Annotated in this window: 20 protein-coding genes; 11 read left to right on the top strand and 9 right to left on the bottom strand. The window is 57.9% G+C overall.

The window, feature by feature from the left end; translation table 11 throughout:
- Both ABJP42_RS02320 and ABJP42_RS02315 read left to right on the top strand, forming a co-directional pair.
- Nucleotides 1-357 (top strand): aminotransferase class I/II-fold pyridoxal phosphate-dependent enzyme (locus ABJP42_RS02320; RefSeq protein ID WP_348338285.1); only part of this gene is annotated, 357 nt, incomplete at its 5' end.
- An 18-nt stretch (nt 358-375) separates the two neighbouring features.
- Nucleotides 376-789: a hypothetical protein gene (locus tag ABJP42_RS02315; RefSeq protein ID WP_348338284.1), complete on the top strand. Its 414-nt coding sequence runs from the start codon at nt 376-378 to the stop codon at nt 787-789.
- Between the two features lie 33 nt (nt 790-822).
- On the opposite strand, the gene ABJP42_RS02310 is transcribed toward ABJP42_RS02315, so the two are convergent.
- The gene (locus ABJP42_RS02310; protein ID WP_348338283.1) at nt 823-2,229 is read right to left on the bottom strand and encodes an MATE family efflux transporter; all 1,407 of its coding nucleotides are present in this window, start codon (nt 2,227-2,229) and stop codon (nt 823-825) included.
- A gap of 96 nt (nt 2,230-2,325) precedes the next feature.
- A complete protein-coding gene (gene ppk2, locus ABJP42_RS02305) occupies nt 2,326-3,198 on the bottom strand; it encodes a polyphosphate kinase 2 (protein ID WP_348338287.1) in 873 nt (290 codons plus the stop codon).
- 272 nt (nt 3,199-3,470) lie between these two features.
- Between ppk2 and ABJP42_RS02300 the strand changes: the two genes are divergently transcribed.
- A complete protein-coding gene (locus tag ABJP42_RS02300; RefSeq protein WP_348338282.1) occupies nt 3,471-4,340 on the top strand; it encodes an alpha/beta fold hydrolase in 870 nt (289 codons plus the stop codon).
- A 41-nt stretch (nt 4,341-4,381) separates the two neighbouring features.
- Here ABJP42_RS02300 and ABJP42_RS02295 read toward each other — a convergent pair whose 3' ends face one another.
- A complete protein-coding gene (locus tag ABJP42_RS02295; protein ID WP_348338281.1) occupies nt 4,382-4,990 on the bottom strand; it encodes a carboxymuconolactone decarboxylase family protein in 609 nt (202 codons plus the stop codon).
- A 160-nt stretch (nt 4,991-5,150) separates the two neighbouring features.
- Here ABJP42_RS02295 and ABJP42_RS02290 point away from each other — a divergent pair, with 160 nt between their 5' ends.
- Together ABJP42_RS02290 and parE are read left to right on the top strand one after the other, a co-directional pair.
- On the top strand, nt 5,151-5,654 hold the full coding sequence (locus tag ABJP42_RS02290) for a ClbS/DfsB family four-helix bundle protein (RefSeq protein WP_348338280.1): 504 nt from the start codon (nt 5,151-5,153) through the stop codon (nt 5,652-5,654).
- Between the two features lie 130 nt (nt 5,655-5,784).
- Nucleotides 5,785-7,743: a DNA topoisomerase IV subunit B gene (parE, locus tag ABJP42_RS02285; RefSeq protein ID WP_348338279.1), complete on the top strand. Its 1,959-nt coding sequence runs from the start codon at nt 5,785-5,787 to the stop codon at nt 7,741-7,743.
- A gap of 731 nt (nt 7,744-8,474) precedes the next feature.
- On the opposite strand, the gene ABJP42_RS02280 is transcribed toward parE, so the two are convergent.
- Nucleotides 8,475-9,260, bottom strand: a complete 786-nt coding sequence (locus tag ABJP42_RS02280; protein WP_348338278.1) for a hypothetical protein — start codon at nt 9,258-9,260, stop codon at nt 8,475-8,477.
- A 178-nt stretch (nt 9,261-9,438) separates the two neighbouring features.
- Here ABJP42_RS02280 and ABJP42_RS02275 point away from each other — a divergent pair, with 178 nt between their 5' ends.
- From ABJP42_RS02275 to ABJP42_RS02260, 4 genes are all read left to right on the top strand, one after another.
- Nucleotides 9,439-10,203, top strand: a complete 765-nt coding sequence (locus tag ABJP42_RS02275; RefSeq protein WP_348338286.1) for a hypothetical protein — start codon at nt 9,439-9,441, stop codon at nt 10,201-10,203.
- Between the two features lie 34 nt (nt 10,204-10,237).
- The gene (locus tag ABJP42_RS02270; protein ID WP_348338277.1) at nt 10,238-10,660 is read left to right on the top strand and encodes a PaaI family thioesterase; all 423 of its coding nucleotides are present in this window, start codon (nt 10,238-10,240) and stop codon (nt 10,658-10,660) included.
- Nucleotides 10,661-10,675: 15 nt separating this feature from the next.
- Nucleotides 10,676-11,335, top strand: coding sequence for a DNA-3-methyladenine glycosylase I (locus ABJP42_RS02265; RefSeq protein ID WP_348338276.1), 660 nt, complete (start codon nt 10,676-10,678; stop codon nt 11,333-11,335).
- A gap of 72 nt (nt 11,336-11,407) precedes the next feature.
- Nucleotides 11,408-12,091, top strand: coding sequence for a hypothetical protein (locus ABJP42_RS02260; protein ID WP_348338275.1), 684 nt, complete (start codon nt 11,408-11,410; stop codon nt 12,089-12,091).
- Nucleotides 12,092-12,106: 15 nt separating this feature from the next.
- Here ABJP42_RS02260 and ABJP42_RS02255 read toward each other — a convergent pair whose 3' ends face one another.
- A complete protein-coding gene (locus tag ABJP42_RS02255; protein WP_348338274.1) occupies nt 12,107-12,514 on the bottom strand; it encodes a c-type cytochrome in 408 nt (135 codons plus the stop codon).
- A 253-nt stretch (nt 12,515-12,767) separates the two neighbouring features.
- Here ABJP42_RS02255 and ABJP42_RS02250 point away from each other — a divergent pair, with 253 nt between their 5' ends.
- A complete protein-coding gene (locus ABJP42_RS02250) occupies nt 12,768-13,202 on the top strand; it encodes a DMT family transporter (protein ID WP_348338273.1) in 435 nt (144 codons plus the stop codon).
- Between the two features lie 20 nt (nt 13,203-13,222).
- On the opposite strand, the gene ABJP42_RS02245 is transcribed toward ABJP42_RS02250, so the two are convergent.
- Both ABJP42_RS02245 and ABJP42_RS02240 read right to left on the bottom strand, forming a co-directional pair.
- Nucleotides 13,223-13,906 carry an ABC transporter ATP-binding protein gene (locus ABJP42_RS02245; protein WP_348338272.1) on the bottom strand — a complete coding sequence of 228 codons (684 nt, stop codon included), beginning with the start codon at nt 13,904-13,906 and terminating at the stop codon, nt 13,223-13,225.
- The gene (locus ABJP42_RS02240) at nt 13,899-15,185 is read right to left on the bottom strand and encodes a lipoprotein-releasing ABC transporter permease subunit (RefSeq protein ID WP_348338271.1); all 1,287 of its coding nucleotides are present in this window, start codon (nt 15,183-15,185) and stop codon (nt 13,899-13,901) included. The genes ABJP42_RS02245 and ABJP42_RS02240 overlap by 8 nt, the downstream gene beginning before the upstream one ends.
- 344 nt (nt 15,186-15,529) lie before the next feature.
- Here ABJP42_RS02240 and ABJP42_RS02235 point away from each other — a divergent pair, with 344 nt between their 5' ends.
- Nucleotides 15,530-16,639, top strand: coding sequence for an NADH:flavin oxidoreductase (locus ABJP42_RS02235; RefSeq protein WP_348338270.1), 1,110 nt, complete (start codon nt 15,530-15,532; stop codon nt 16,637-16,639).
- Nucleotides 16,640-16,872: 233 nt separating this feature from the next.
- On the opposite strand, the gene ABJP42_RS02230 is transcribed toward ABJP42_RS02235, so the two are convergent.
- Nucleotides 16,873-18,096 carry a PAS domain-containing protein gene (locus tag ABJP42_RS02230; protein ID WP_348338269.1) on the bottom strand — a complete coding sequence of 408 codons (1,224 nt, stop codon included), beginning with the start codon at nt 18,094-18,096 and terminating at the stop codon, nt 16,873-16,875.
- A gap of 687 nt (nt 18,097-18,783) precedes the next feature.
- Nucleotides 18,784-21,321 carry an ATP-binding protein gene (locus ABJP42_RS02225; protein ID WP_490363174.1) on the bottom strand — a complete coding sequence of 846 codons (2,538 nt, stop codon included), beginning with the start codon at nt 21,319-21,321 and terminating at the stop codon, nt 18,784-18,786.
- Nucleotides 21,322-21,786 lie beyond the last annotated feature (465 nt).

Below are 21,786 nucleotides of genomic sequence, written 5' to 3'. Positions count from 1 at the left end.
GCGCTGAACGGGCCGCAGGATTTCCTTGCCAGCAATAATGTCGCCTTCAAACGCCGCCGCGATCTGGTGGTTGCGGCCCTCAACGCCATCGAGGGCATCTCCTGCCCCACGCCCGAAGGCGCCTTTTATGTCTACCCCTCCATCAAGGGGCTGATTGGCAAGACAACGCCCAAAGGCACCGTGATCGAGGATGACAAGGCCTTTGCCACCGCGCTTTTGGCCGAGGCAGATGTGGCGGTGGTCTTTGGTGCGGCCTTTGGCCTCTCGCCCAACTTCCGCGTCAGCTATGCCACCTCGGACGAGGCCCTCACCGAGGCCTGTTCCCGCATCGCGGCCTTCTGCGCTGCACTCTCCTAGGTCTAAGGATCCTTTCTGATGGCTGCCTCTCTGCCCGAGTATTTCTTTCGTGTCCGTGAAAACGGGGCCTTTGTGTTTCGGGTCGATACCGAGAACCGGCAGCGGCGCATCGACATGGATCAGATCGCGGCAGTAAACATCCGCAATGGGGAGATCAAACCCCATGGTGGGCGGGTGCTGTCAGAGCGTGATCTGGCAGAGATCAAAAACTGGATGGCAGAGCGCGCCGCAGTACTGGCGGCGCGCGATATTGATGACATCAAACGGGCGGTGGATCATTTGAACCTCACCGCCCAATGGGCCCAGACCAAGGCCACTGATGAGCAGCTCGAAGCGGTGACGGATGACCTGCTGCTCACCATGCATGACCTGCGCAGCGTCCTGGTGCGCAAAAAAGCCGACCGGCTGATGAAGGGTCATAAGGGCGACTAAAAGACGCCGCTGCGCCTGCCTCTTGCATCAAAATCAGGAAGGGGCTTCGGTTCCCACAGCTGTGCCCGTGCGTTTGATCGAATGGCGCCAGAACCGCAGCATCAGGAAGACCCCGGCAAAGCTAAGCCCCAGCACCAGGCCGGACCACACGCCCACCCCGCCCCAGCCAAAGGTGAAACCAAACAGAATGGAAGCCGGCACGCCGATGGCCCAATAGCTGAGCGCTGCAATCACCATCGGCCAATTGGTATCCTGCACCCCGCGCAACAGGCCCAGGGCGATGACCTGCATTCCATCCGCCAGCTGAAACAGCGCCGCCATGGCCAACAGACTGGCGCCAACAATCAGGATCTCAGGCTTGTTGGGCTCGCCTGGGTCCAGGAACAGGGAAATCAGCGGATCCGGGAACAGCAGGAACACCGCAGAGCCAATCAGTGCCATGGCCAGGGACATCACAATCACCACCTTGGCGCCCAGCGCCATGTGGGCGCGGTCACCGCGCCCGTAGGCATTGCCCGCCCGGATGGTTGCCGCATTGCTGAGGCCCAGATGCACCATGAAGGTCAGCCCCGCCAGGGTCATCGCCACGCCATGGGCCGCCAGCGGGATGGTGCCCAGCCAGCCCATCATCATCGCCGAGGCCGCAAACAGGCTCACTTCGCTCAGGTTGGTGAGACCAATGGGCATGCCCAGTTTGAACACCCGGGCAAACATCTCCCAATCCGGGCGGTGGAAATTCTTCAGGATTTCATGCTCTGGCAGCACCCAAAGCGCATAGGCCGTGACCGCCAGCAAGGACACCGTCTGGGTTGCAATCGAGGCATAGGCAGCCCCGGCAATGCCCAGTTCTGGCGCGCCCCAATTGCCAAAAATCAGCGCATAGTTCACCAATCCATTGACCAGCGCGGCCAGAATGGTGATCCAAAGCACGATCTGGGTGCGCTCCAGCGCCGCCAGATAGGATTTCAGCACCATAACCAATAGCGCCGGGAACAGCCCCCAGCCCGCCAATTGCAGATAGGCGGAGGCCGGACCTGCCACCTCGGGCTTTTGCCCCAGCGCCAGCAGGATCTGCTCAGAAAACAACAGCATCGGCATCGCCGCCACAGCGTAGAGCAGCGACAACCAAAGCCCCATGCGGGTGGCGCGCCGGATCTGGCGCTCTTCGCCTGCACCGGCAGCGGCCGCAACCAAGGGCATGACCGCAATGGCAAATCCCGCGCCCATCAGAAAGAACACAAAGAAATAGGAGCCCGCCAGCGTCACCGCCGCGAGCGCCGCCGCGCCGTACCAACCCAACATCACCGTATCGGTCATGCCAATGGCAAACTGCGCCACATGGCCGCCGACCAGCGGAAAGCCAAGTCTGGAGACGGCGCGTACATGGGCACCGGTGCTCATCACAAGAGCGGAAACGGGGGGATGCAATACCTCTGTCATAGAGAAGTCTTAGCAGGTACTGCGCCCCCGGCAAGCACCGAGAGCGCAGAGCGTGCGCACAGGTCAGTCTTCGCTAAAACACAGAAATCTGCGGGCTCAGCGCGCCTTTGTTTCCGGATGCAGCGCCTTGCCCAGAATATGATCCGAGCGGTGGATCACATGATGCGCCTGTCCCACGATCAGCGGATCGGGATCCTGGGCAATCTCCGGATCCTTGCCGGGATAGTCCACAGTGCTGAGGAAATGGCGCATGCAGTTCAAACGTGCGCGTTTCTTGCAGTTGGATTTGATCACCGTCCAGGGCGCATCGGCGGTATCGGTGTAAAAGAACATCGCCTCTTTGGCCTCGGTGTAATCGTCCCATTTGCCTAAGGAGGCCTTATCAATCGGCGACAGTTTCCACTGCTTCAGCGGATCGGTCTCGCGCGATTGGAAACGGCGCAGCTGCTCTTCCTGGGTGACCGAGAACCAGTATTTATAAAGCCGAATGCCAGAGCGCGTCAGCATGCGTTCCAGCTCAGGGGTCTGGCGCATGAATTCAAGGTATTCATCCGGCTCACAGAAACCCATGACCCGTTCGACCCCGGCGCGGTTGTACCAGGAACGGTCATACAAAACGATTTCACCATTGGTGGGCAGATGGTTGATATAGCGCTGAAAATACCACTGGCCGCGCTCTTCGTCAGTGGGTTTGTTCAGGGCCACAACCCGGGCAGAACGCGGGTTCAAGTGCTCGGTGAAGCGTTTGATGGTACCGCCTTTACCAGCCGCATCACGCCCCTCAAAGACCATGGCAAATTTTTGCCCGGTGTCCTGCGCCCAGAGCTGTACCTTCAGCAATTCCGCCTGCAGACGGGCCTTTTCGGCTTCATAGGCGCGGCGTGACATCTTCTTCTTGTAGGGGTAACGACCACTTTCAAAGGCGCTGTGGATTTCCTCGGGCGAAGGCTTCACGGGAGGAGTCGGCATCACAGGTGCCGGGTCTGGCGCAGCCCCGTTTGGCTTGGCTGTCTTGGGAGCTGCATTGGCGGTGGTCTTGGCGGTGGTCTCTGGCATCTCTGTTCCCTTTTACACTGTTCGCGCCAACCATAACTGCGCCAAATCAGCGCCGCGCTGACCTGTGTCAAAAAATTGTTACATCAGGTGCATTTTAACGAGATTTTCCTTTGGCCGGTGACGCAACGGCTCCCTTGATTGAAGCCCAACGCAGTCGCAGCCTTTCTCGATAGGGAGGACATAACATGGAACAGGCTTTTGAGACCTTAAATGGGCAGCAGTTTTTTGTCCGGCGCTGGGGCGACCCCGCCCTGCCCCGGCTGTTGTTGCTGCATGGGTTTCCGGAATATGGCCTGGCCTGGCAAGAGGTTGCCGAACGCCTGAGCCAGCAGTTTCACTGTATTGCCCCAGATCAACGCGGCTTTGGCCAAAGCTGGACCCCTGAGGGGGTGGATCACTACACAACAGCGGCGCTGGTCGGCGATATGCTGGCACTGATCGAGGCCGAGGATGCGCCGGTCATGGTCTTTGGCCATGACTGGGGGGCGGCGATCGCTTATGGGCTGGCGATGTTTCATCCGCAGAACGTTGCTCGGCTGGTGATTGCCAATGGGGTGCACCCAGTGCCCTTTCAGCGCGCCCTGGCGCAGGGCGGAGCCCAAAGCGCCGCATCGCAATATATCCCCTGGCTGCGCAAAGAAGGCACTGAGGCTGAACTGAGCGCCAATGGGTTTGAGAAACTCCAGGCGCTATTTGCCACCCATATGGATATGTCCTGGCTGTCAGGTGCGCGGCTGGATACCTATCGGGCCGAATGGGCCAGACCGGGCCGCATGCAGGCGATGCTGAACTGGTATCGCGCTTCGCCCTTGCAGGTGGCCCGTCCGGGAATGCCCATCGAGATGCCCGCCCTGCCCCTGAAGCGGCTGCAGGTGCCACAACCGCATCTGTTGCTCTGGGGCGATGGCGATACCGCCCTGCTGCCGGAAACCACCAAAGGGCTGGAAGATTTTGCCCCAGATCTCACCCGGATCACCCTTGAAGGCTGCGACCACTGGCTACATCACCAGAAACCGCAAGAGGTCGCCCAGGCTATTCTGGACTGGCTCCCCTAAAGGGAACCAGTATTACGTTCAAAACCACGGTGAAGCCGCCCTTAAGAATGCCCCCAGTCATCGGGATTTTCCGAATTGTTCGGGCTCAGCCCCAGATCATCGCCCTTAGTGGAACAGCCCAGCCCCAGAACCGTGCGGTTGGCATAGGAAAAATAGGCGCTGACCTGATTGATTTCGAGGATCTCGCCATCGTCATAGCCCGCCTGGCGCAGGGCATCTATGTCCCCCACGACCAAGGAGGCAGGGGCTTCGGTCAGCTTGCGGGCATAGAGCATCGCCGCTTGCTGCGCCGCATCCAGCGGGGCAGCTGATGGATCGCGCGCCTCGATGGCGGCACGAATGGCCAATCCACGTGGCTCATCTGCCAACAGACGCTGCAGCCCGGCAAAATGATGTTCGACGCAGTAGTCGCAGTCATTCAGGGACGAGACCCAGACACCCAGCACCTCCAAAAACCATTTGGGGATCTTATTGCCAGTGTGATGCAGCACGTTTTTGTACAGCGCCATATGGCCTTCCATCGAATGAGGCCGCAGGCTATGCGCCATCATGATGTTATCGACATTATTGCCCGGCCCGGTCACCCGCTCATAGAGCTTTTTCAGCTTACCTGTAGCCTCTTCAAACGGAACGGTCTTGATCCACGCCATTGTTTCTTCCTCTGTTCAAATCTCCCCGCACGTTAGCCAGACACTCAAAAAGGGAAAGCAAAAACGCACCTCGACTCGCCGCTTTGGACACAGAGTTGATCTGGAGCAAGGTCAGGGTCCGCCATTCTCCTATTCTGATTGCAACCAGAAGGAGATACAAATGGCCGCAACAACCAAAGACGAACTGCTCGACGTGACCCAGAAAGAATTCGCCAAGTTGACAAAGCTCATCACGTCAATTGACCACCAAACCGCGATGAAGAAACGTGACGAGGATACTTCGATCAAGGATGTTGTGGCCCATCGCGCCCATTGGATCGCGCTGTTCCTAGGCTGGTACGCGGACGGGCAGGCCGACAAAGAGGTTTTTTTCCCGGCGCCAGGCTACAAATGGAACGATCTGAAACGCTATAATGCAGACCTACGGCAGCGCCAGGCGGATTTGGACTGGGCCGCGGCAAGGGACATGCTAAACCAGAACCATGAGGCACTTGTGGCCTTCATCAATGGGTGCAGCGATGCAGAGCTTTACGGCGGGCCGATGAAAGGCGCCCAAAACGCCTGGACACCGGGACGTTGGGCCGAGGCCGCAGGCCCGAGCCATTTTCGCTCTGCTGCAAAATTCCTCAGATCCGCCCTCAAAAGCACCACAGCAACCTGCTAGCGCCGGGCCACAGCCCAGAACAATCACAGCGTGCCAAGGTTATCCACAGCCCGGCGCGGGGCTCTTTCGCAAGGCCACAACACCTGCCATAATGGTGCCAACCATAACAAACAAAGAGCAGCTCCCGCCGATGGCCAACGACCTACTCAGCACACCCGACGACGAAACCTATGACGCCTCCTCGATCGAAGTGCTGGAGGGGCTGGAACCCGTCCGCCAACGACCCGGTATGTATATTGGCGGCACCGATGAACGGGCGCTGCACCATATGGTGGCTGAGATCCTCGACAACTCGATGGACGAGGCGGTCGCCGGCCACGCCAACCGGATCGAAGTGACGCTGCACGCCGATTACTCTGTCACGGTTTCGGACAATGGACGTGGCATCCCTATCGACCCGCATCCAAAGTTCCCGGATAAATCCGCGCTCGAGGTGATCCTTTGCACCCTGCACGCGGGCGGCAAATTCTCGGGCAAGGCCTATCAGACCTCTGGTGGTCTGCACGGGGTTGGCTCTTCGGTGGTGAATGCGCTCTCGGATAGTCTTGTAGTGCAGGTGGCAAAGAACAAGGAGCTGTTTGAACAGCGGTTTTCCCGTGGCCTGCCGCTGGGACCGGTGGAAAAGGTCGGGGCGGCACCAAACAAACGCGGCACCTTTGTGACCTTTCACGCGGATGAGCAGATCTTTGGCTCCCACCGCTTCAAGCCCAAGCGGTTGTTCACCCTGGTGCGCTCCAAGGCCTATCTGTTCTCTGGGGTTGAGATCCGCTGGAAATCAGAGATCGACGACAAGGAAACCCCTGTCGAAGCGACGTTCCACTTCCCCGGCGGGCTCAAGGACTACCTCACCGAGGTGCTGGGCAAGGCCTCGGTCTATGCCGATGCGCCCTTTGCCGGCAAGGTGGAGTTCCGGGAGAAATTTGGCGAGGCCGGCTATGTGGAATGGGCGATCAACTGGACGCCCTCGCGCGATGGTTTCACCCAGAGCTACTGTAACACCGTGCCGACGCCTGAGGGCGGCACCCATGTTGCGGGGTTCTGGGCGGCGATCCTCAAGGGTATCAAAGCCTATGGCGAGTTGGTCGGCAACAAGAAGGCCAATAGCATCACCCGCGATGACCTGATGGTGGGCGGCTGCGCGCTGGTCTCCTGCTTCATCGCCGACCCGGCTTTTGTTGGCCAGACCAAGGATCGCCTGTCGACCGAGGCCGCCAATAAGATGGTGGAAAACTCGGTGCGCGACCATTTTGACAACTGGCTGGCGGCGGATACCAAATCCGCCGGTGCCATCCTTGATTTCCTGGTGCTGCGGGCTGAGGAACGGCTGCGTCGCAAGCAGGAAAAAGAAACCCAGCGCAAATCAGCCACCAAGAAGCTGCGCCTTCCGGGCAAGCTCACTGATTGTACCTCCAAGGACCGCGCTGGCACCGAGCTGTTCATCGTCGAGGGTGACTCGGCAGGCGGTTCCGGCAAGGGCGCCCGCAACCGGGTCAACCAGGCACTGCTGCCGCTAAAAGGCAAGATCCTCAACGTGCTGGGGGCGGCCTCGAACAAGCTGGGCTCCAACGCCGAGATCAATGATCTCTGCGAGGCCTTAGGTGTTGGATTGGGCAGCAAATTTGTGCTGGATGATCTGCGCTATGACAAAATCATCATCATGACCGATGCGGATGTTGACGGTGCCCATATTGCCTCTTTGTTGATGACTTTCTTCTTTACCCAGATGCGGCCGCTCATTGACGGTGGTCATTTGTATTTGGCCTGCCCGCCGTTGTTTCGCCTGACGCAGGGGGCCAAGCGGGTCTACTGCCTGGATGAGGCCGAGCGGGATCTGTGGATGGAGAAGGGCCTCGGCGGCAAGGGCAAGATTGATGTCAGCCGCTTCAAGGGTCTGGGTGAGATGGATGCCAAGGATTTGAAAGAGACCACCATGGACCCCAGCACACGGAAACTGATCCGGGTGACAATTGATGAGGATGAGCCCGGCGAGACCGGCGATCTGGTCGAGCGCCTGATGGGGAAAAAGCCCGAACTACGCTATCAATACATTCAAGAGAACGCAAAGTTCGTGGAGGAGTTGGATGTATAGACCTGTTGTATTTGTAGTGAAAGAGCAGGTTACCGTCCTTCTTTAGGACTTTTCGCTCTCCCCGGTAGCAAAACAAAGTGATCAGCGCCTCACCCCCTTGAGACAACTTTTCCATACGCTCCAGTCACGCCTAGGTTACGGCGACAAAAACACTACTATTTCAGTTTAGACTTTTTGAAGGCGCGCAGTATGATAAGATGGATCCGCAACTATTATCAGTTCTTGTGGATGTTATTGAAAGCCACTCCCGTTGTTATGGGGATCATCTTTCTAGCTGTCGTCTTGTCGCTGGCCATTATCATTGGCGTGCATCTGATAGTTAAACTGTTTTCGTAGATTGAGTGCGCGTTGTTTCGCCAAAAGGTGCACACTCAGAAACAGTACTAAAAACTCGCAATACAAGACCCCCGCCTGACCTTAGGGAGGCGTGAATGCGCCTTCCCCTGGGGAAAGTCAGGCGCGGGCCTGGCGGCCCAGGCGAACACCTCGCAACTGTTGCCTTCCAAAGCAACGGACACCAGCGAAGGGCTCCGCCCGTCCACGCCTCAAACAGTCCCCCGGACTGTTTGTCCCTACGGGAACTGGCTTGAACTCCACGGGGGGAAGGTCAGGCGCAGGCCTGGCGGCCCAGGTGAGCACCTGCAACTGTCACCTTCCAAAGCTGCGGACACCAGCGAAGGGCTCCGCCCGTCATTGCTCAGCGGTTGTGACCGCTTCTGCGCCAGTCCGCCTCACTGATAGCTATTTGTGAAGGGATCAAAGCGCAGGATGTCTTCGCGGCCGCAGACCAGATCGGGCATGCCAGCAGTGCGGCTTTGCAGGATGCCGAGACGTACACAGCTGTTGTTGATGGCGATCTGGCGGCCTGTGGCCATCTGTATTTCACAGTTGATCGCGCCCCAACGCTCCCACCAGCGGCACAGCAGCAGATCCGGGGTGCCGGAGCCGTCCAGATCATAGTTCATCGAGATCGGAAATTGCTTGTCAAAACCGGGGCGATTGTAATCCTCGGCCGAAAGCTGCGCCAGGGCAGGCAGCATCTGGTCCAGCACCCGGCTCTCAACCAGTTGCAGCGCGCCGCGCACAAAGGCAAAACTGGACAAGCGCCCGTTCAGATCGGTATGGCCGTGCCCGGCTTGGGTTGTTTCAATCACAAAGCGGTGGCCCTGCGGTGCCTGCTGCACCTCGGGCTCGGACCAGCCAGAGAACTCAGGATGGGTTGCATTGACAAAGCGGCCATTTTGCAGCGACAGCACCGCGTAGCTGGGGGCGCAGCAATTGCCGCCGCCGCTCCAGCTGTGCAAGAGATCCACCTGACCATCGCCATCAAAATCAGCCTCCAAAATCTTGCTTGAAATTCCGGTTTCGGGAACCAGCGCCTGGTAGGGCGTGCCGTTCACATAGGCGATGATCACCTGCTCATACATAGAGCCGCGAACCTCATAGCTGATCGGCTGCGCCAGCGCCGCCCCTGCCCAGGTGACCAAAAGCCAGATGACTGCAATTCCAAAACGCATGGCTGTAGATACTCCGATCGCTTTGCCCAAACCCTGGCCACCAGCTTGCCTCTGCTCTGCGGTGAAGAAAACAGCCCGCTTTGCGCGTGATCACGTTTCCTTCAACCCTGTTGCAAGAAACCCTGCGGGCTTCTTAGTGTCGAAGGGCGAGAGCACCGACCTGGCCAAGGAACAAGACATGATCTTTATCGCCGACAACCAGCTTTTCCTGATCCTGGGCTGTTTTTGCCTTGGCCTCATCGGGACCGGCTTTTTGCTACGCAAACCCGCCCATCACCGGGCCTGGAAATACGCTGATCTGGTTTGGATTTTGCTGGGCGGCATCGGTGCTCTGGCCGCTGTCATTGCCGGGATCTACAAATCCGACAGCGGCCATCTGGAACGTCAGATCGATGTGGCCTATGCCGCCACCGCTGCCTTTGACCGCGACGCCGCGCGGTTTCGGCTGCGGTTTTGTGATCCCGCCTATGATGGCGATATTGCGGTGCTCTGCGAGAAGATCGAATTCCTCTCGGCCTCCACCGCAGGCAATGCCGAGCTGCCCTTGTTTATTGCCGTCACCGATGAGGTTGCGCCGCTGCAGGGGATCAGCTTTCTGGCGGGCTCTGGCCCTGCCGCTGAGGAAATGAGTGCAAAGGCCGCCAGTGCCAGCGCTTTTGACCCGGAGGCATTTTTGGTGTTCTCAGCTCTGGACGCCCCCACCAAACAGGCGGTTGAGGCATTGCGCAGCCGGGTGCCAACCATTGCTGGAGATTTTGTTATCCTTGCCCGCGCCTATGAGGATCTGATCACCCAGATCCAACGGCTGAAACAGGAATGGGACTACCTGCAGGACAATGCCTATATCCTGGTACTGCAGCTTTTTGCCCTCTGCCTCGTCGGGTTTGCCGCCCCGTTTAGGCTGGGAAAATCGGTAGTGGAGTTGCGCCAGTCTGACGGCTAGTCTCCTTTGAAATGAGCAGCAAATTGAGGGCGCAATGAGTTCCACACCAGAGATGACGGCCCAAGGGGCGCAGCAAATCCTAGACGAGAACTTTGCCGATTGGGTCCGCGCCCTGGACCTGACGGTGACGGCGTTTACCCCAGAAGCCGCGGTGCTGCATATGCCGCTGGCGCCACATCTGGCGCGGGTGGGCGGCATTGTTTCTGGCCAGGCACTGGCGGCGCTGGCGGATACGGCCATGGTGCTGGCGGCTATCGCCCATGCCGGCGAGATGCGGATGTTTGCTACCACAGATCTGCACACGCAGTTCCTGCGCCCAGGTGTCGGCACTGCGATCCTGTGTAAGGCCGAGGTGATGCGCGCCGGTAAGGCGCTGGTCTTTGCCCGCGCCGAAATGACAGAAGAGACCAGCGGCAAACTGATCTCGACCGCCACAGCCACCTTCTACGCCCCATAGGACAGGACCCGCCCCATGCGCAGCTTTGATGAGATCTTTGATATTTCCGCCGCCCGTCATGGCGGCGCCGAGGCTCTGGAAGCCAAGTTGCAGCGCCCGGACCCAGCCGCTGCCCAATTGGCAGAGGATCGCTGGCTGTCGCTGATGACCAAATGTATCTTTCAGGCCGGGTTCAGCTGGAAAGTGATCGAGGCCAAATGGCCCGGTTTTGAAGCGGCTTTTGATCAGTTTGAGGTCGGTCGCAATGCTTTTATGGATGACGAGAAACTCGATAGCCTGCTGCGCAACACTGATATCGTGCGCAATGGGGCCAAGATCCAGACGGTGCGCGACAATGCCATATTCCTGATGGATCTTCGAAAAGAAGGCGGCGCGGCTGAAGTCTTTGCCAATTGGCCCTCTGATGATTTTATCGGATTGCTCGACATGCTGAAAAAGCGCGGCAGCCGCTTGGGTGGTGGAACCGGCCAGATGGTGATGCGCTTTGCCGGGGTTGACGGATTTGTCCTCTCAAAGGATGTCACCGGGCGACTCATCGCTGAAGGGGTGATTGATAAACCAGCCACGTCAAAGACTGCGCTTAAATCCGTGCAGGCCAGTTTCAACACATGGCAGGCGCAATCCGGACGCTCCCTGATGGAGATCAGCCGAGTGCTGGGCTTTAGCTGTGGATAGGGGCGCGGGTGGGTAAATGAACATGAGCAATAGTTGCACGGGCCACCAGCGTGGCCCCAATGGGCCAAAACGATGATATTGCGGCTTTGCCTAATCCTGTCGCTGCTGGTGTCCTGCGGCCGCCCATTGAGTGAATCCGAGCGCAGCTTTTTGTCGGATATTCACGGCGAAAGTCTGAATATGGACAGGGTTCGGCTGGTGCGTGGTGCGCCTGTCTCAGCCGTTACCTTTCGCCGCAAACCCCGCCCGCGGGTCACCTGCCGTGAACGTATTCTGCCACCGGTGAAGGAAGAGAAGATTGTCACCTCCTCTCCGGCGGCCGTGGCCCTGTTCAACCGAATTTTTCTGGTCAAGGATTGGTACACCGAAGACTATATGCCCGCCTACCCTGACCGGCTCTATTTGGTAGAGGCAATGCTGCTGGCTCATGAAATGACCCATGTCTGGCAATGGCAAAACCGCAAGGTAACTGGCTATCACCCGCTGCTGGCCGCCGCCGAACATGGCTCCAGTCCTGACCCCTATCTGTTCGAGTTGGACAATAGCCCCGATTTCCTCAGCTACGGCTTTGAACAACAGGGCGCCATTGTGGAAGAATACGTCTGTTGCCGCGCTCTTGCGCCGCAGGCGGCCCGCAGCAAACGGCTGCATGAGATGCTCAAAGCTGTGATGCCAGTCTCGGATCTGCCGCAGACACGGAAAAGCGATGTCTATCTGCCCTGGAAAGAAGCAGAACTGAACGGCATTTGTAGCTGAATCTAGAGGGAGGCCTTAGCTCTGGATGCTTTCCAGATAGGCAAGCAGTGCCGCCAGGGGGCGCGGTGTCGGGGTGAGAATGCCATCCACTTCGACCGGAACCAGATCCCCTTCGAGCAAGGCGCCGAACTCTGGCATCTGTTCAGCCCCTACCCGGCCCCGACCATAGCCATCAATCTGCGACAGCGCCTTGGCCCGTGGGAACTCTCCGCCATTGCGGGCCGCAATGCGCCGCAGATCCGGAGCCCCCACCGAGAGCTCGCGCTCTGCCGGGTCGGCATTGGTCCCGTGGCAAGCCGAGCAGTTTTGATTGAACAGCGCCGCGCCCTCGACAGGTTCCGGCATATCAACATCATTTGGTGTGCAGTTTGATAGACCAAGGACAAGCGCTGTTGCGCCCAAAATCGCACCGGAGGATTTCATCTATCTGCTTCCTTGTTCTTCGTGGTGGCAAGATCTGCTGGCCTCCTGCGCAGGGCAAGTGCCGGATATCCATTTGAGGCAGAAACAGCCCGCCCTTGGTCTCTTTAAACCATCTATTCCATCCGGGTTCGACAGAAAAAACGCTGGGTTTTGAAGCTATTCGCTGTTTTCGCTCTTGTGGTGGCGCGGCTTTCGCTGCCAAAGTCCAATGCAAAGGCCCAGACTTTGGGCCCGTTATGACGCCGGAGATCCCATGCTGCACTACGCCCTTATCATGTTGGCCGCGGGCCTTGGCATCCCGGTTCTTGCGGCACTAAATGCGGCCCTGGGTCAGCACATCGGCTCCCCTGCGGCGGCTGGGGTCGTGCTTTTTGCCGTGGCCTTTGCGGCGGCCCTTATCTATAGCGTGATCCGGGGTCCCGCTGCGCTCATGCTGCTCCCCGAGGCACCCAAACACCTGTTTCTTGCCGGGCTATTGGTGGCCTTTTATGTGCTATCGATCACCCATGTGGCACCGCATTTTGGCATTGGCAACGCCGTGTTCTTTGTGCTGTTGGGGCAATTGGTCAGCGCCGCCGCCATCGACCACTTTGGCCTGTTTGGCGCGCAGGTCTCACCGCTGACCCTGATGCGCGCTGCGGGGATTTCGGTGATGGCACTGGGCGTCTGGATCACCCAGCTGGCCTGAATGTCCCGAACCTTGAATGTCTAAAGGTCAACCAGAACGCCATTTTCCAGCTTGACCCTACGGTCCATCCGCGCTGCCAGGTCGGGGTTATGGGTCGCCACCAGGGCAGAGAGCCCAGTGCCCGCCACCAGATCCATCAAGGCGGCAAAGACCTGATCTGAAGTGCCGGGATCAAGATTGCCTGTGGGCTCATCCGCCAAAAGCACCCGCGGCGCATTGGCCAGGGCCCGACAAAAAGCCACCCGCTGCTGCTCCCCCCCAGAAAGGGCTGCCGGGCGATGCCCGGCCCGGTCGGACAGGCCAACCAGAGAGAGTAGTTCAGCAGCGCGTGCCGCCGCATCGGCCTGAGAGCTGCCATTGGCCAACTGCGGCAGGATGATGTTTTCCAGCGCGGTGAATTCCGGCAGCAGATGATGGAACTGATAGACAAAGCCCACATCCTGCCGTCGAAGGCTGGTGCGGGTGCCATCGCCCTTGCCGCTGACATTCTGCCCGGCCACATGAACAGACCCACCATCTGGCGCATCCAACAGTCCGGCGATATGCAACAGAGTCGACTTCCCCGCCCCCGAAGGCGCCACCAGAGCCACCATCTCGCCGGATTGTAATGCCAGATCCACACCGCGCAGCACATCGATCTGGTTGGGCAGGCCTTGGTTATAGGATTTGGTAACGGATTTCAGCTCCAGAACAGCGTCACTCATAGCGCAGAGCCTCCACCGGGTTGAGCCGGGCCGCGCGCCGGGCCGGGAAAATGGTCACCACAAAGGACAGCCCCAATGACAGGGCCACGGCAGAAAGCACATCCGGCAGGTTCAGCTCGGCTGGCAGCGCATAGATGCCCCGGATCGACGGATCCCAGACGCCACCGCCCATGAGGAAATTCACAAAGGAAAAGATCGGGTCAATATAAGTGGCAAAGAGACAGCCCAGAATGACCCCAAACAGCGTGCCCAAAACGCCGGTAAAGGCACCGCAGATAAAGAATACCCGCATGATCGATCCTTCGCTCAGCCCGATGGTGCGCAGGATGCCAATATCGCGGCCTTTGTTCTTCACCAACATGATCAGACCAGAGACGATATTCATCGTCGCGATCAGCACCAGGATGGACAGTATGATGAACATCACGTTGTCCTCCACCTCCAGCGCCCGCAGAAATCCACCCGAGGCATCGCGCCAGGTCCAGACCCCGACGTTTCCGCCAGCAGCCCGCAGCAGCGGCAGCACCATCAGATCGACCTCCTCGGGCGCTTCGATCATCACCTCAATCTCATCCGCAACCCCTTCGCGGTTGAAAAAGCTCTGGGCCTCGGCAAAGGGCATATAGAGCCGGGTGCGATCGATGTCATAGCGGCCAGCCGTGAAGATATAGACCACCTCATAGGCCTTGATCCGAGGGCTGGTGCCAAAGGCGGTTTTCACCCCATTGGGGGAAATCAGCTTGATCCGATCACCAGGGCTGACGCCAAGCTCGCGGGCCACACCAGATCCAATGGCAACCCCCTCCTCAAAACGGGCAAGATCTCCCATGGCGCCATCGCTTTGGGCCACGCCGGGGATGGTCAGAATGCCCTCCTTGGCAATGCCAAAAACCTCGACCCCGGCGTTGCGCTGGCGGGCATTGGCCATCACCTGCCCCTTGATCAGCGGTGCCGCCCGGATCACGCCCGGCACTTCAGAAACCTGCGCCGCCATGGCGTCAAAATCCTTGAGGCTGCGTTCAAACTGCCCGGCCTCATTGAGTTTTCCATGGGAATAGAGCGTGACATGGGCATTGGCGCCAAGAATGGTGCCAACAAATTCAGAGCGAAAGCCCGAGCGCACCGCAAGGGTGGCAATCAGGGCAAAAACCGCCAGGGTAATACCAATGAAGCTGATCCAGGTCATCACCGACACGCCACCTTCGGCCCGTCGCGCCCGCAGGTACCGCCAGGCAATCATCCATTCAAATCGCGCAAAAGGCGGGGGGGTCCTGGCCATATTGGCTCCTGCTCGCAGTTTTTCGCCAAATTGGGCTTTGCCGTCGCCAGGGTCAAGCAACAGTTGCGGCATAGGCCGATCTGCACCCATACTAGGCGGCTTTCCTACGCCACCAATGACCGCGTCACGCGTTTTTGATCCAGGCTGTCTTGAAAACTCGGCCCGCCCCCATTTCTTATGACCGGCAGCAGGAAACGCTGATCATGGAAAAAACGCTGGGTCACACGGGCTTTGACCCAAAGTAAAACATATCTCGCAAAACCCGACTGCTATTTCATGGGATAAAATCAATCTCCGCGTCTTGGCCGCAGGTCACCGCAAGAATTCTGGAAAGGAAACGCGCAATGAGCAGCGTCGACACATTGTTTACCCCTGTCACCCTCGGCAAGCTGAGCTTGAAGAACCGGATTGCCATGGCGCCGATGACACGGACCTATTCGCCCGGCAATGTGCCCAACGAAAAGGTGATCTCCTACTATCGTCGCCGGGCCGAGGGTGGCGTTGGCCTGATCATCACCGAAGGCACCTTTGTCAATCACAAGGCCGCCAGTGGCTACCCCAATGTGCCGGCCTTTTTTGGAGAAGAGGCCCTGGCCGGGTGGAGAAAAGTTGTGGATGCGGTGCACGAAGCCGGTGGAAAAATTGCTCCGCAGCTCTGGCATGTGGGCGCCATCCGTCGCCCCGGTGTGATGCCCGGTGGTGACACCCCCGGGCATAGCCCCAGCGGCATGGTTGTCCCCGGCAAGGTTACGGGTCACGCAATGACCCAGGCGGATATCGACGATGTTGTTGCTGCATTTGCGCAGGCTGCTGCGGATGCTAAGGAAATCGGTTTTGACGCCATCGAACTGCATGGCGCCCATGGCTATCTGATCGATCAGTTCTTCTGGGAGGGCACCAACCAACGCGAAGATGGCTATGGCGGTGATCTGGCCCATCGCTCACGGTTTGCCCTGGAAATCATCCGGGCCGTACGCGCCGCCGTGGGCCCGGATTTCCCGATCATCTTCCGCTATTCGCAGTGGAAACAGCAGGACTACAGCGCCCGGCTTTGTGAAACGCCCGAGGCCCTGGAGGCCTTTTTGACGCCGATGGTAGAGGCTGGCGTTGACATCTTCCATTGCTCCACCCGCCGGTTCTGGGAGCCCGAGTTTGAGGGCAGCGACCTCAACCTGGCTGGCTGGACCCGCAAACTCACCGGTAAGCCGTCGATTACCGTTGGCAGCGTGGGTCTGAACGCCGACTTCCTGCCCAATGATGGTACCGCAGACTTTCGGGGCGCTGAACCTGCCAGCCTTGACCGTTTGATCGAACGTGCGGAACGGGACGAGTTTGACCTGGTCGCCGTGGGCCGCGCCCTGATTGCCAACCCGGATTGGGCCAACCAGGTGGCATCAGGCCAGACCGAGGATCTGCTGGCCTATGAAAAGAAAATGCTGCACGAGCTGCGCTGAGCGCGCCCCAGCCGCAGCCGCCTAGCGCATTGCGACAACACCTCTCCCGCCTGGTTTCAGAACAGGCGGGAGTGTTGCGTTCTGGCTCAGGCCTTTGGCAACTCAATACCTGTCGGCTTTGATTTCCCCTGCGACATGCAAGGCTGGCGGTTCTCCAAATGCATTCAGGGCGAAGCAGCTTTTTTGGCTGCCTCACCCTAAACAAATCGTGGTGGGGATCACTTGCCTTGGGGCTACGCGTCGGAAATGCCGCGGATGCTTTCACAAAGCTTGGTAATCCGCTCGAGGCGCTGCATGATTTTCTCTTGGAAAGCACCAAGCTGGTCAATAATTTCAGACAGGGTTTCACCAGATTCCGGCAACCGTGCGCTTTCGATTTTGCACAGAACCCGCGTCGAGCTCAGCCCCAGAAACTGCCGCTGCATGGTCTTGCAGGCATCGGTGATGCGGGTGGCCTCATCGTAGACCTCTTGCAGGCCTCTTTCAGATTCAGTTGATTGCTCGGAAGACAGAACGCCTAGCAGTTCCAGTTCACTCTCAACATTGATCGCTGCCCCGGTGCGTTCTTCGCCTTCGAACTGCTGAACACATTCTTCCAAAACGCGCACCAACCCATCGACAAAACTGGCGTTATTGACCAGGTCTTTGAGCTTTGAGAAATTGCTGTCTGGCCCAATCACATTGGCCTCGAACCATTCTGACATACTGCGCGACATGACCCCGTAGTTCTGCGACAGGACCGTAACCGGCCCGCCCGAAGGTTCAATTCTGGAGGCGATGACACGCAGATTATGGGGAATGGTGCGCATGGCAGAGAAATCGCTGACCAGCCCGCTGGTCTCGCTCCGCAGGGAAGCGGCGTCCGTAAAGGCCCTGCGCAGGATCTCGCTCTCAACATGGGTCTCGCGACCCAGGCTGGCATCGCGCCGGATCATCTCTTCCTGAAGCGCATAAGTGGCAAAGTGCTCGTAGTCATCAAAGCCCTTCTCGGTCACCCATTTGAGCAACATGTCGCGGCTGTTTTCCGCCGTGAACTCCTCGTCGTTCTCAGCCCCCAGCAGGGTAGTATAGGCCCGTTTGACATCCTCAAACAGGGGGCTGGAGGGTTTGATCCGAACCGACAGATAGCCACCCTCGCAGGGGATAACCACTGCGAAGACCCAGTAGTACAACCCATCTTTAGATTTGTTTTTTACATAGGCACCAATGTGTTCGCCGCGTTTAATTGTTTCCCAAAACAACTGAAAAACGCCCCGTGGCATGTCCGGGTGGCGAATAATTTTATGGGGAGAGCCGAGCAGTTCCTCCCATTCGAAATGCGACACCCGGCGAAAAACTTCGTTGCCAGACTGGACCAACCCCCGGTCATTCGTTCTGGAAAAGAAGATTTCATTCAGCCCAAAGGGCGCATCTCCACTGGTTGGGCGTTTGCTTAGTTCGCGATCAATATAACTCATACTTCGTCCAGTCCACCTTCGCACTTTCGTGCTCTCCACTCACTCCGACCTTCCAAGAAAGACGCGCAGGATCGTCCCTCCCATCCAGAGGCTCCAACCTGGCTCACCTTAGGAAACTGCCTGCGTACTCTTGATCAAACACAGGATACGCTTTGCGCAGGCAGTCTACATTTTTGGAAAACCAGACACCGATTACTTCGGTGCAACTCATTGAAAACATCGAATATGCAACATCATGCAGCCAGTAGGTTTCCGAAATGATAACAGGGTCTTAATCCGTCTAAGGTTGCAATTTCGGGCCAAATTTGACGCTTTAAGGATCAGGTTGACACCTCGTACGCGCAGGGGTTGTTTGGAGCCTTCGAATCATTGGGGGCCTACCTTCCCCCCTGCCTCAGCGAAAGGACTGGCACTCCTTGCCAAAATCGTGCGGGATGCGCATATTCTGGCCACTTATCCCCTCCTTCTGTCTCTGGCTTTTGGACTGCGGAGGGCCTGTAACTGCTGCACCATCTCATGGGCTAAGAAAATGAGGCGATCCTTGCTTCAGCGCATGCAACACCGGTGAGCCGAAGAAGACCTGCCAAGCGACACTTAGCGCATAGCAGGTCGGTCACTGTCTGGCTTCGACTTCACATTTCCCGAATATCTGCGCGATCCACGCGGCGCATCCTTGCCTGTGTAAACCTAGCTTTTGATATAGCTGGCTGCCTTTTCCAGTGCCGCCAGGAGATCACCGCGCTGAACCGGTTTCATTAGCCGGATGTCCTCAGGTCTCAGCCCGTTGCCATGTACCGTGGCCTCGCTTGCGTAGCCCGACATGAACACCACCGGCAGATCTGGCCATCGCGCCCGCAGCGCCTTGGCAAGGCTGGTGCCCTGCAGGGTTCCCGGCATTACAATATCCGTCAGCAACAAATCAAAACTCGGATCCTCAGCAAAGGCTGCAAAGGCATCATCACCAGAAGGGGCCGCTGTAACCTGATAGCCTGCGCGTTCAAGGATATTCTCCAGCGTGCTTCGCACCTCCTCCTCGTCCTCAGCCAGCAACAGCTTCAGCCCTGCTCCGCCGGTCAATGGCGTAGACCGCGTGGGTTTCTCCGGGTGATCGGAGGGGGCTGATGTGGCAGGGAAATAGAGTTTGAATGAGGTTCCTTCACCCACCTCAGAATAGACCTGAACGGTCCCGCCAGACTGCTGCACAAACCCTTGGGTCATCGAGAGACCTAGACCAGAACCCACTCCGGGGGGTTTGGTGGTGTAGAAAGGCTCAAAAATGGAGGCCAGGATTTCTTTTGGAATGCCCGGACCCGTGTCGCTCACCGCCAGCATGACGTAGCGGCCCGGAGGCAAGTCTTCTTTGTGTGCGGTAAGGTATTCCTCATCGATGTGCACATTTGCGGTCTCAATGGTCAGGCTGCCCTGCCCCTCCATCGCGTCACGGGCATTGAGTGTCAGGTTCAACAGCGCGCTTTCCAGCGAGGATCTGTCTGCATCGATCAGCCACAATCCCTCCGCCAGCGCGGTTGCCACCGTGACACTTTCCGGCAGCGTACGCCCCATCCAGCTCCCGGCTTCGCGCACCACCGCGTTGAGATCCAATTGTACCGGCGTCAGCGGCGCTTTGCGGGCAAAGGACAGCATATTCCGGGTCAGGTCGGCCCCCCGAAGGGTCGCCTTGATCGCGGCGTCAACCAGCCGGTGTTGGTTTTTGAGCGCTTCGTCCTCCCGCAGCAGTTCCAGATTGCCAAGGACCACAGCCAGCAAATTGTTGAAGTCATGCGCCACCCCGCCGGTCAATTGACCAATGCTTTCAAATTTTTGCGCCCGGCGAGCAATTTCACGCTCCTGCTGGACCTGTGTCTGCACCTCCACTTCCGGGGTCGCATCCAACACAACTGCGCGGTGCACCACCCGGCCATCACTTTCAATGGTAGACGCACCATAATAGTCCAGCCAAAGCACCGCGCCACCGCGCGCATTCACCCGATATCGGTGATAAAAAGAACCGCCAGTTTCGCAGCTGTGAATAAGCAGGCTCATAAATTCATCCAGATCATCTGGGTCGTGCAGCTTGGAGAACAATAATGGGTTTTGATAAAACTTGTCTTCCGTGACACCCAAGATTTCTTTGCACTTAGGGCTCACGTACAGCAGTTCAGGCTTTTGCGTATCGGTTGCGTCAAACTCCATGATTACGCCCGGTAGTTTCTCCACCAGCATTGCCAGGCGTTGCAGTGAAGCCTGGTTTTGCTTTTCAACCGTCAGCGCATCGGTCAGATCAGTATGGACCCCCATCACGCGGGTCGGCAGGCTGCCGTTTTTGGAATCCGAGATCCAGACGGCCCGGATAAACCTTATTGAGCCATCAGGTCGACGGGCGCGAAACTCGCCTTGTCCTACAAGCTTCTCACCCTCCCAGACCTGGCTCGCTTCGGCACTAATGGCCGGAAAATCCTCCGGGTGCACAAGCTCTTCCCAATCCGAAATCGGCACGAGCCCCTGGCTTTCTCCGGTGCTCGGCAAGACGGAATCTTCCAATCCGTAGATGGCCACCATTCCGGAATCAAAGAAGGGGCGACGATCACCTCGGGCACGCTTGAATCGTCCCATGCCCGAAACCCGCATGGCCAGATCAAGGCTCTCTGCCAGCTCGGCTGCGCTATTGGCCTTCTCGGCGTAGCGGATGGCAAACTGCATGATTTTCCAGGTGGCCAAAATGGACAATACACCTGTGCCATAAAAGATCGCCACAACCATGGCAGTATCCGCCATCGAGAGTTCGGTAGCGGGATCCCTGGGTAACAACCACAAAGGGACCAGGAACAACAAAGAATAGACCAATAACATAGTGCCAAGCACCCGCTGCGGGATTTCTGGCCAGTTTGGGGCCGCTTTTAGGTAGCTCCCCCCCAGTCCAACTGAGGAAATGGATACCACCAAGAAAATCCCCAAAGCAGGCAGCGGGTCGCCAATCGCGATCCGGTAGCCCACCGCACAGCCTCCCACCACCAGGGCCCCCAATGGTCCTCCGAGATAGCCGGCAAACAACAAAACCCCCGACAAGGCATTCAGCACCATATTCATCGGGCCGACGGTGACAAAATTCATACTGAGAGAGATCACCGCGACCCCAAAAACAACACCTATGAGGGATTTTTGGGCGTGTTTGCGACCTCTTAGGCGATCCCAAGTCAGAATAGAAAATACCAGACCGCCTGCCATTGAAAGAGAAATCAAGCTTTGTAAGAGGAAGGCAAACATTTCTACTCCAGGTCAGCAGGCGCGGCCCATGGGCCAGGCAATTACAGCACTGATACACTGCCAGCTGTCAATGTTTTGATAAACTAGTAGGGGTGCCTCCCATTCAATTCGGGACAAATCCCTTGTATTCCGGACGCTAGGTGCCAAGGGTACTTGAGAAAGGTTGTTAGGAGACACTTGATATTGCAGTAACCGGAAGACCCTGGATGATCCTGGAAGATGCCGGATGAAGCCTTGATACAAATGGCTTTTAATAGGGTTCAAAGAGGTTTGAAGGCCCCGGACGGCTTTGTTGCACAAATAGCCTGAGGGGATTCATCTTGTGAATCCAGGATGATAACTAGAGGCTATGAGCAGTTGGGGCCCTACGAAATACAAGACCAAGAACTGGTCGGCTTACAATGAAGCGTTGAAGCGTCGCGGATC

It is taken from the genome of Pseudophaeobacter sp. (assembly GCF_039971195.1).
Lineage (GTDB): Bacteria > Pseudomonadota > Alphaproteobacteria > Rhodobacterales > Rhodobacteraceae > Pseudophaeobacter.
This window is presented reverse-complemented; position numbering and strand designations above follow the sequence as displayed.

Bases quoted from the DNA above. Each gene is read 5' to 3' on its own strand.
- ABJP42_RS02295 (WP_348338281.1), bottom strand. From the start codon at position 4,990: ATGGCGTGGATCAAGACCGTTCCGTTTGAAGAGGCTACAGGTAAGCTG.
- ABJP42_RS02235 (WP_348338270.1), top strand. From the start codon at position 15,530: ATGAGCAGCGTCGACACATTGTTTACCCCTGTCACCCTCGGCAAGCTG.
- ABJP42_RS02240 (WP_348338271.1), bottom strand. From the start codon at position 15,185: ATGGCCAGGACCCCCCCGCCTTTTGCGCGATTTGAATGGATGATTGCC.
- ABJP42_RS02290 (WP_348338280.1), top strand. From the start codon at position 5,151: ATGGCCGCAACAACCAAAGACGAACTGCTCGACGTGACCCAGAAAGAA.
- ABJP42_RS02310 (WP_348338283.1), bottom strand. From the start codon at position 2,229: ATGACAGAGGTATTGCATCCCCCCGTTTCCGCTCTTGTGATGAGCACC.
- ABJP42_RS02250 (WP_348338273.1), top strand. From the start codon at position 12,768: ATGCTGCACTACGCCCTTATCATGTTGGCCGCGGGCCTTGGCATCCCG.
- ABJP42_RS02300 (WP_348338282.1), top strand. From the start codon at position 3,471: ATGGAACAGGCTTTTGAGACCTTAAATGGGCAGCAGTTTTTTGTCCGG.
- ABJP42_RS02260 (WP_348338275.1), top strand. From the start codon at position 11,408: ATGATATTGCGGCTTTGCCTAATCCTGTCGCTGCTGGTGTCCTGCGGC.
- ABJP42_RS02280 (WP_348338278.1), bottom strand. From the start codon at position 9,260: ATGCGTTTTGGAATTGCAGTCATCTGGCTTTTGGTCACCTGGGCAGGG.
- ABJP42_RS02255 (WP_348338274.1), bottom strand. From the start codon at position 12,514: ATGAAATCCTCCGGTGCGATTTTGGGCGCAACAGCGCTTGTCCTTGGT.
- ABJP42_RS02230 (WP_348338269.1), bottom strand. From the start codon at position 18,096: ATGAGTTATATTGATCGCGAACTAAGCAAACGCCCAACCAGTGGAGAT.
- ABJP42_RS02225 (WP_490363174.1), bottom strand. From the start codon at position 21,321: ATGGCAGGCGGTCTGGTATTTTCTATTCTGACTTGGGATCGCCTAAGA.
- parE (WP_348338279.1), top strand. From the start codon at position 5,785: ATGGCCAACGACCTACTCAGCACACCCGACGACGAAACCTATGACGCC.
- ppk2 (WP_348338287.1), bottom strand. From the start codon at position 3,198: ATGCCGACTCCTCCCGTGAAGCCTTCGCCCGAGGAAATCCACAGCGCC.
- ABJP42_RS02275 (WP_348338286.1), top strand. From the start codon at position 9,439: ATGATCTTTATCGCCGACAACCAGCTTTTCCTGATCCTGGGCTGTTTT.
- ABJP42_RS02270 (WP_348338277.1), top strand. From the start codon at position 10,238: ATGAGTTCCACACCAGAGATGACGGCCCAAGGGGCGCAGCAAATCCTA.
- ABJP42_RS02265 (WP_348338276.1), top strand. From the start codon at position 10,676: ATGCGCAGCTTTGATGAGATCTTTGATATTTCCGCCGCCCGTCATGGC.
- ABJP42_RS02245 (WP_348338272.1), bottom strand. From the start codon at position 13,906: ATGAGTGACGCTGTTCTGGAGCTGAAATCCGTTACCAAATCCTATAAC.
- ABJP42_RS02315 (WP_348338284.1), top strand. From the start codon at position 376: ATGGCTGCCTCTCTGCCCGAGTATTTCTTTCGTGTCCGTGAAAACGGG.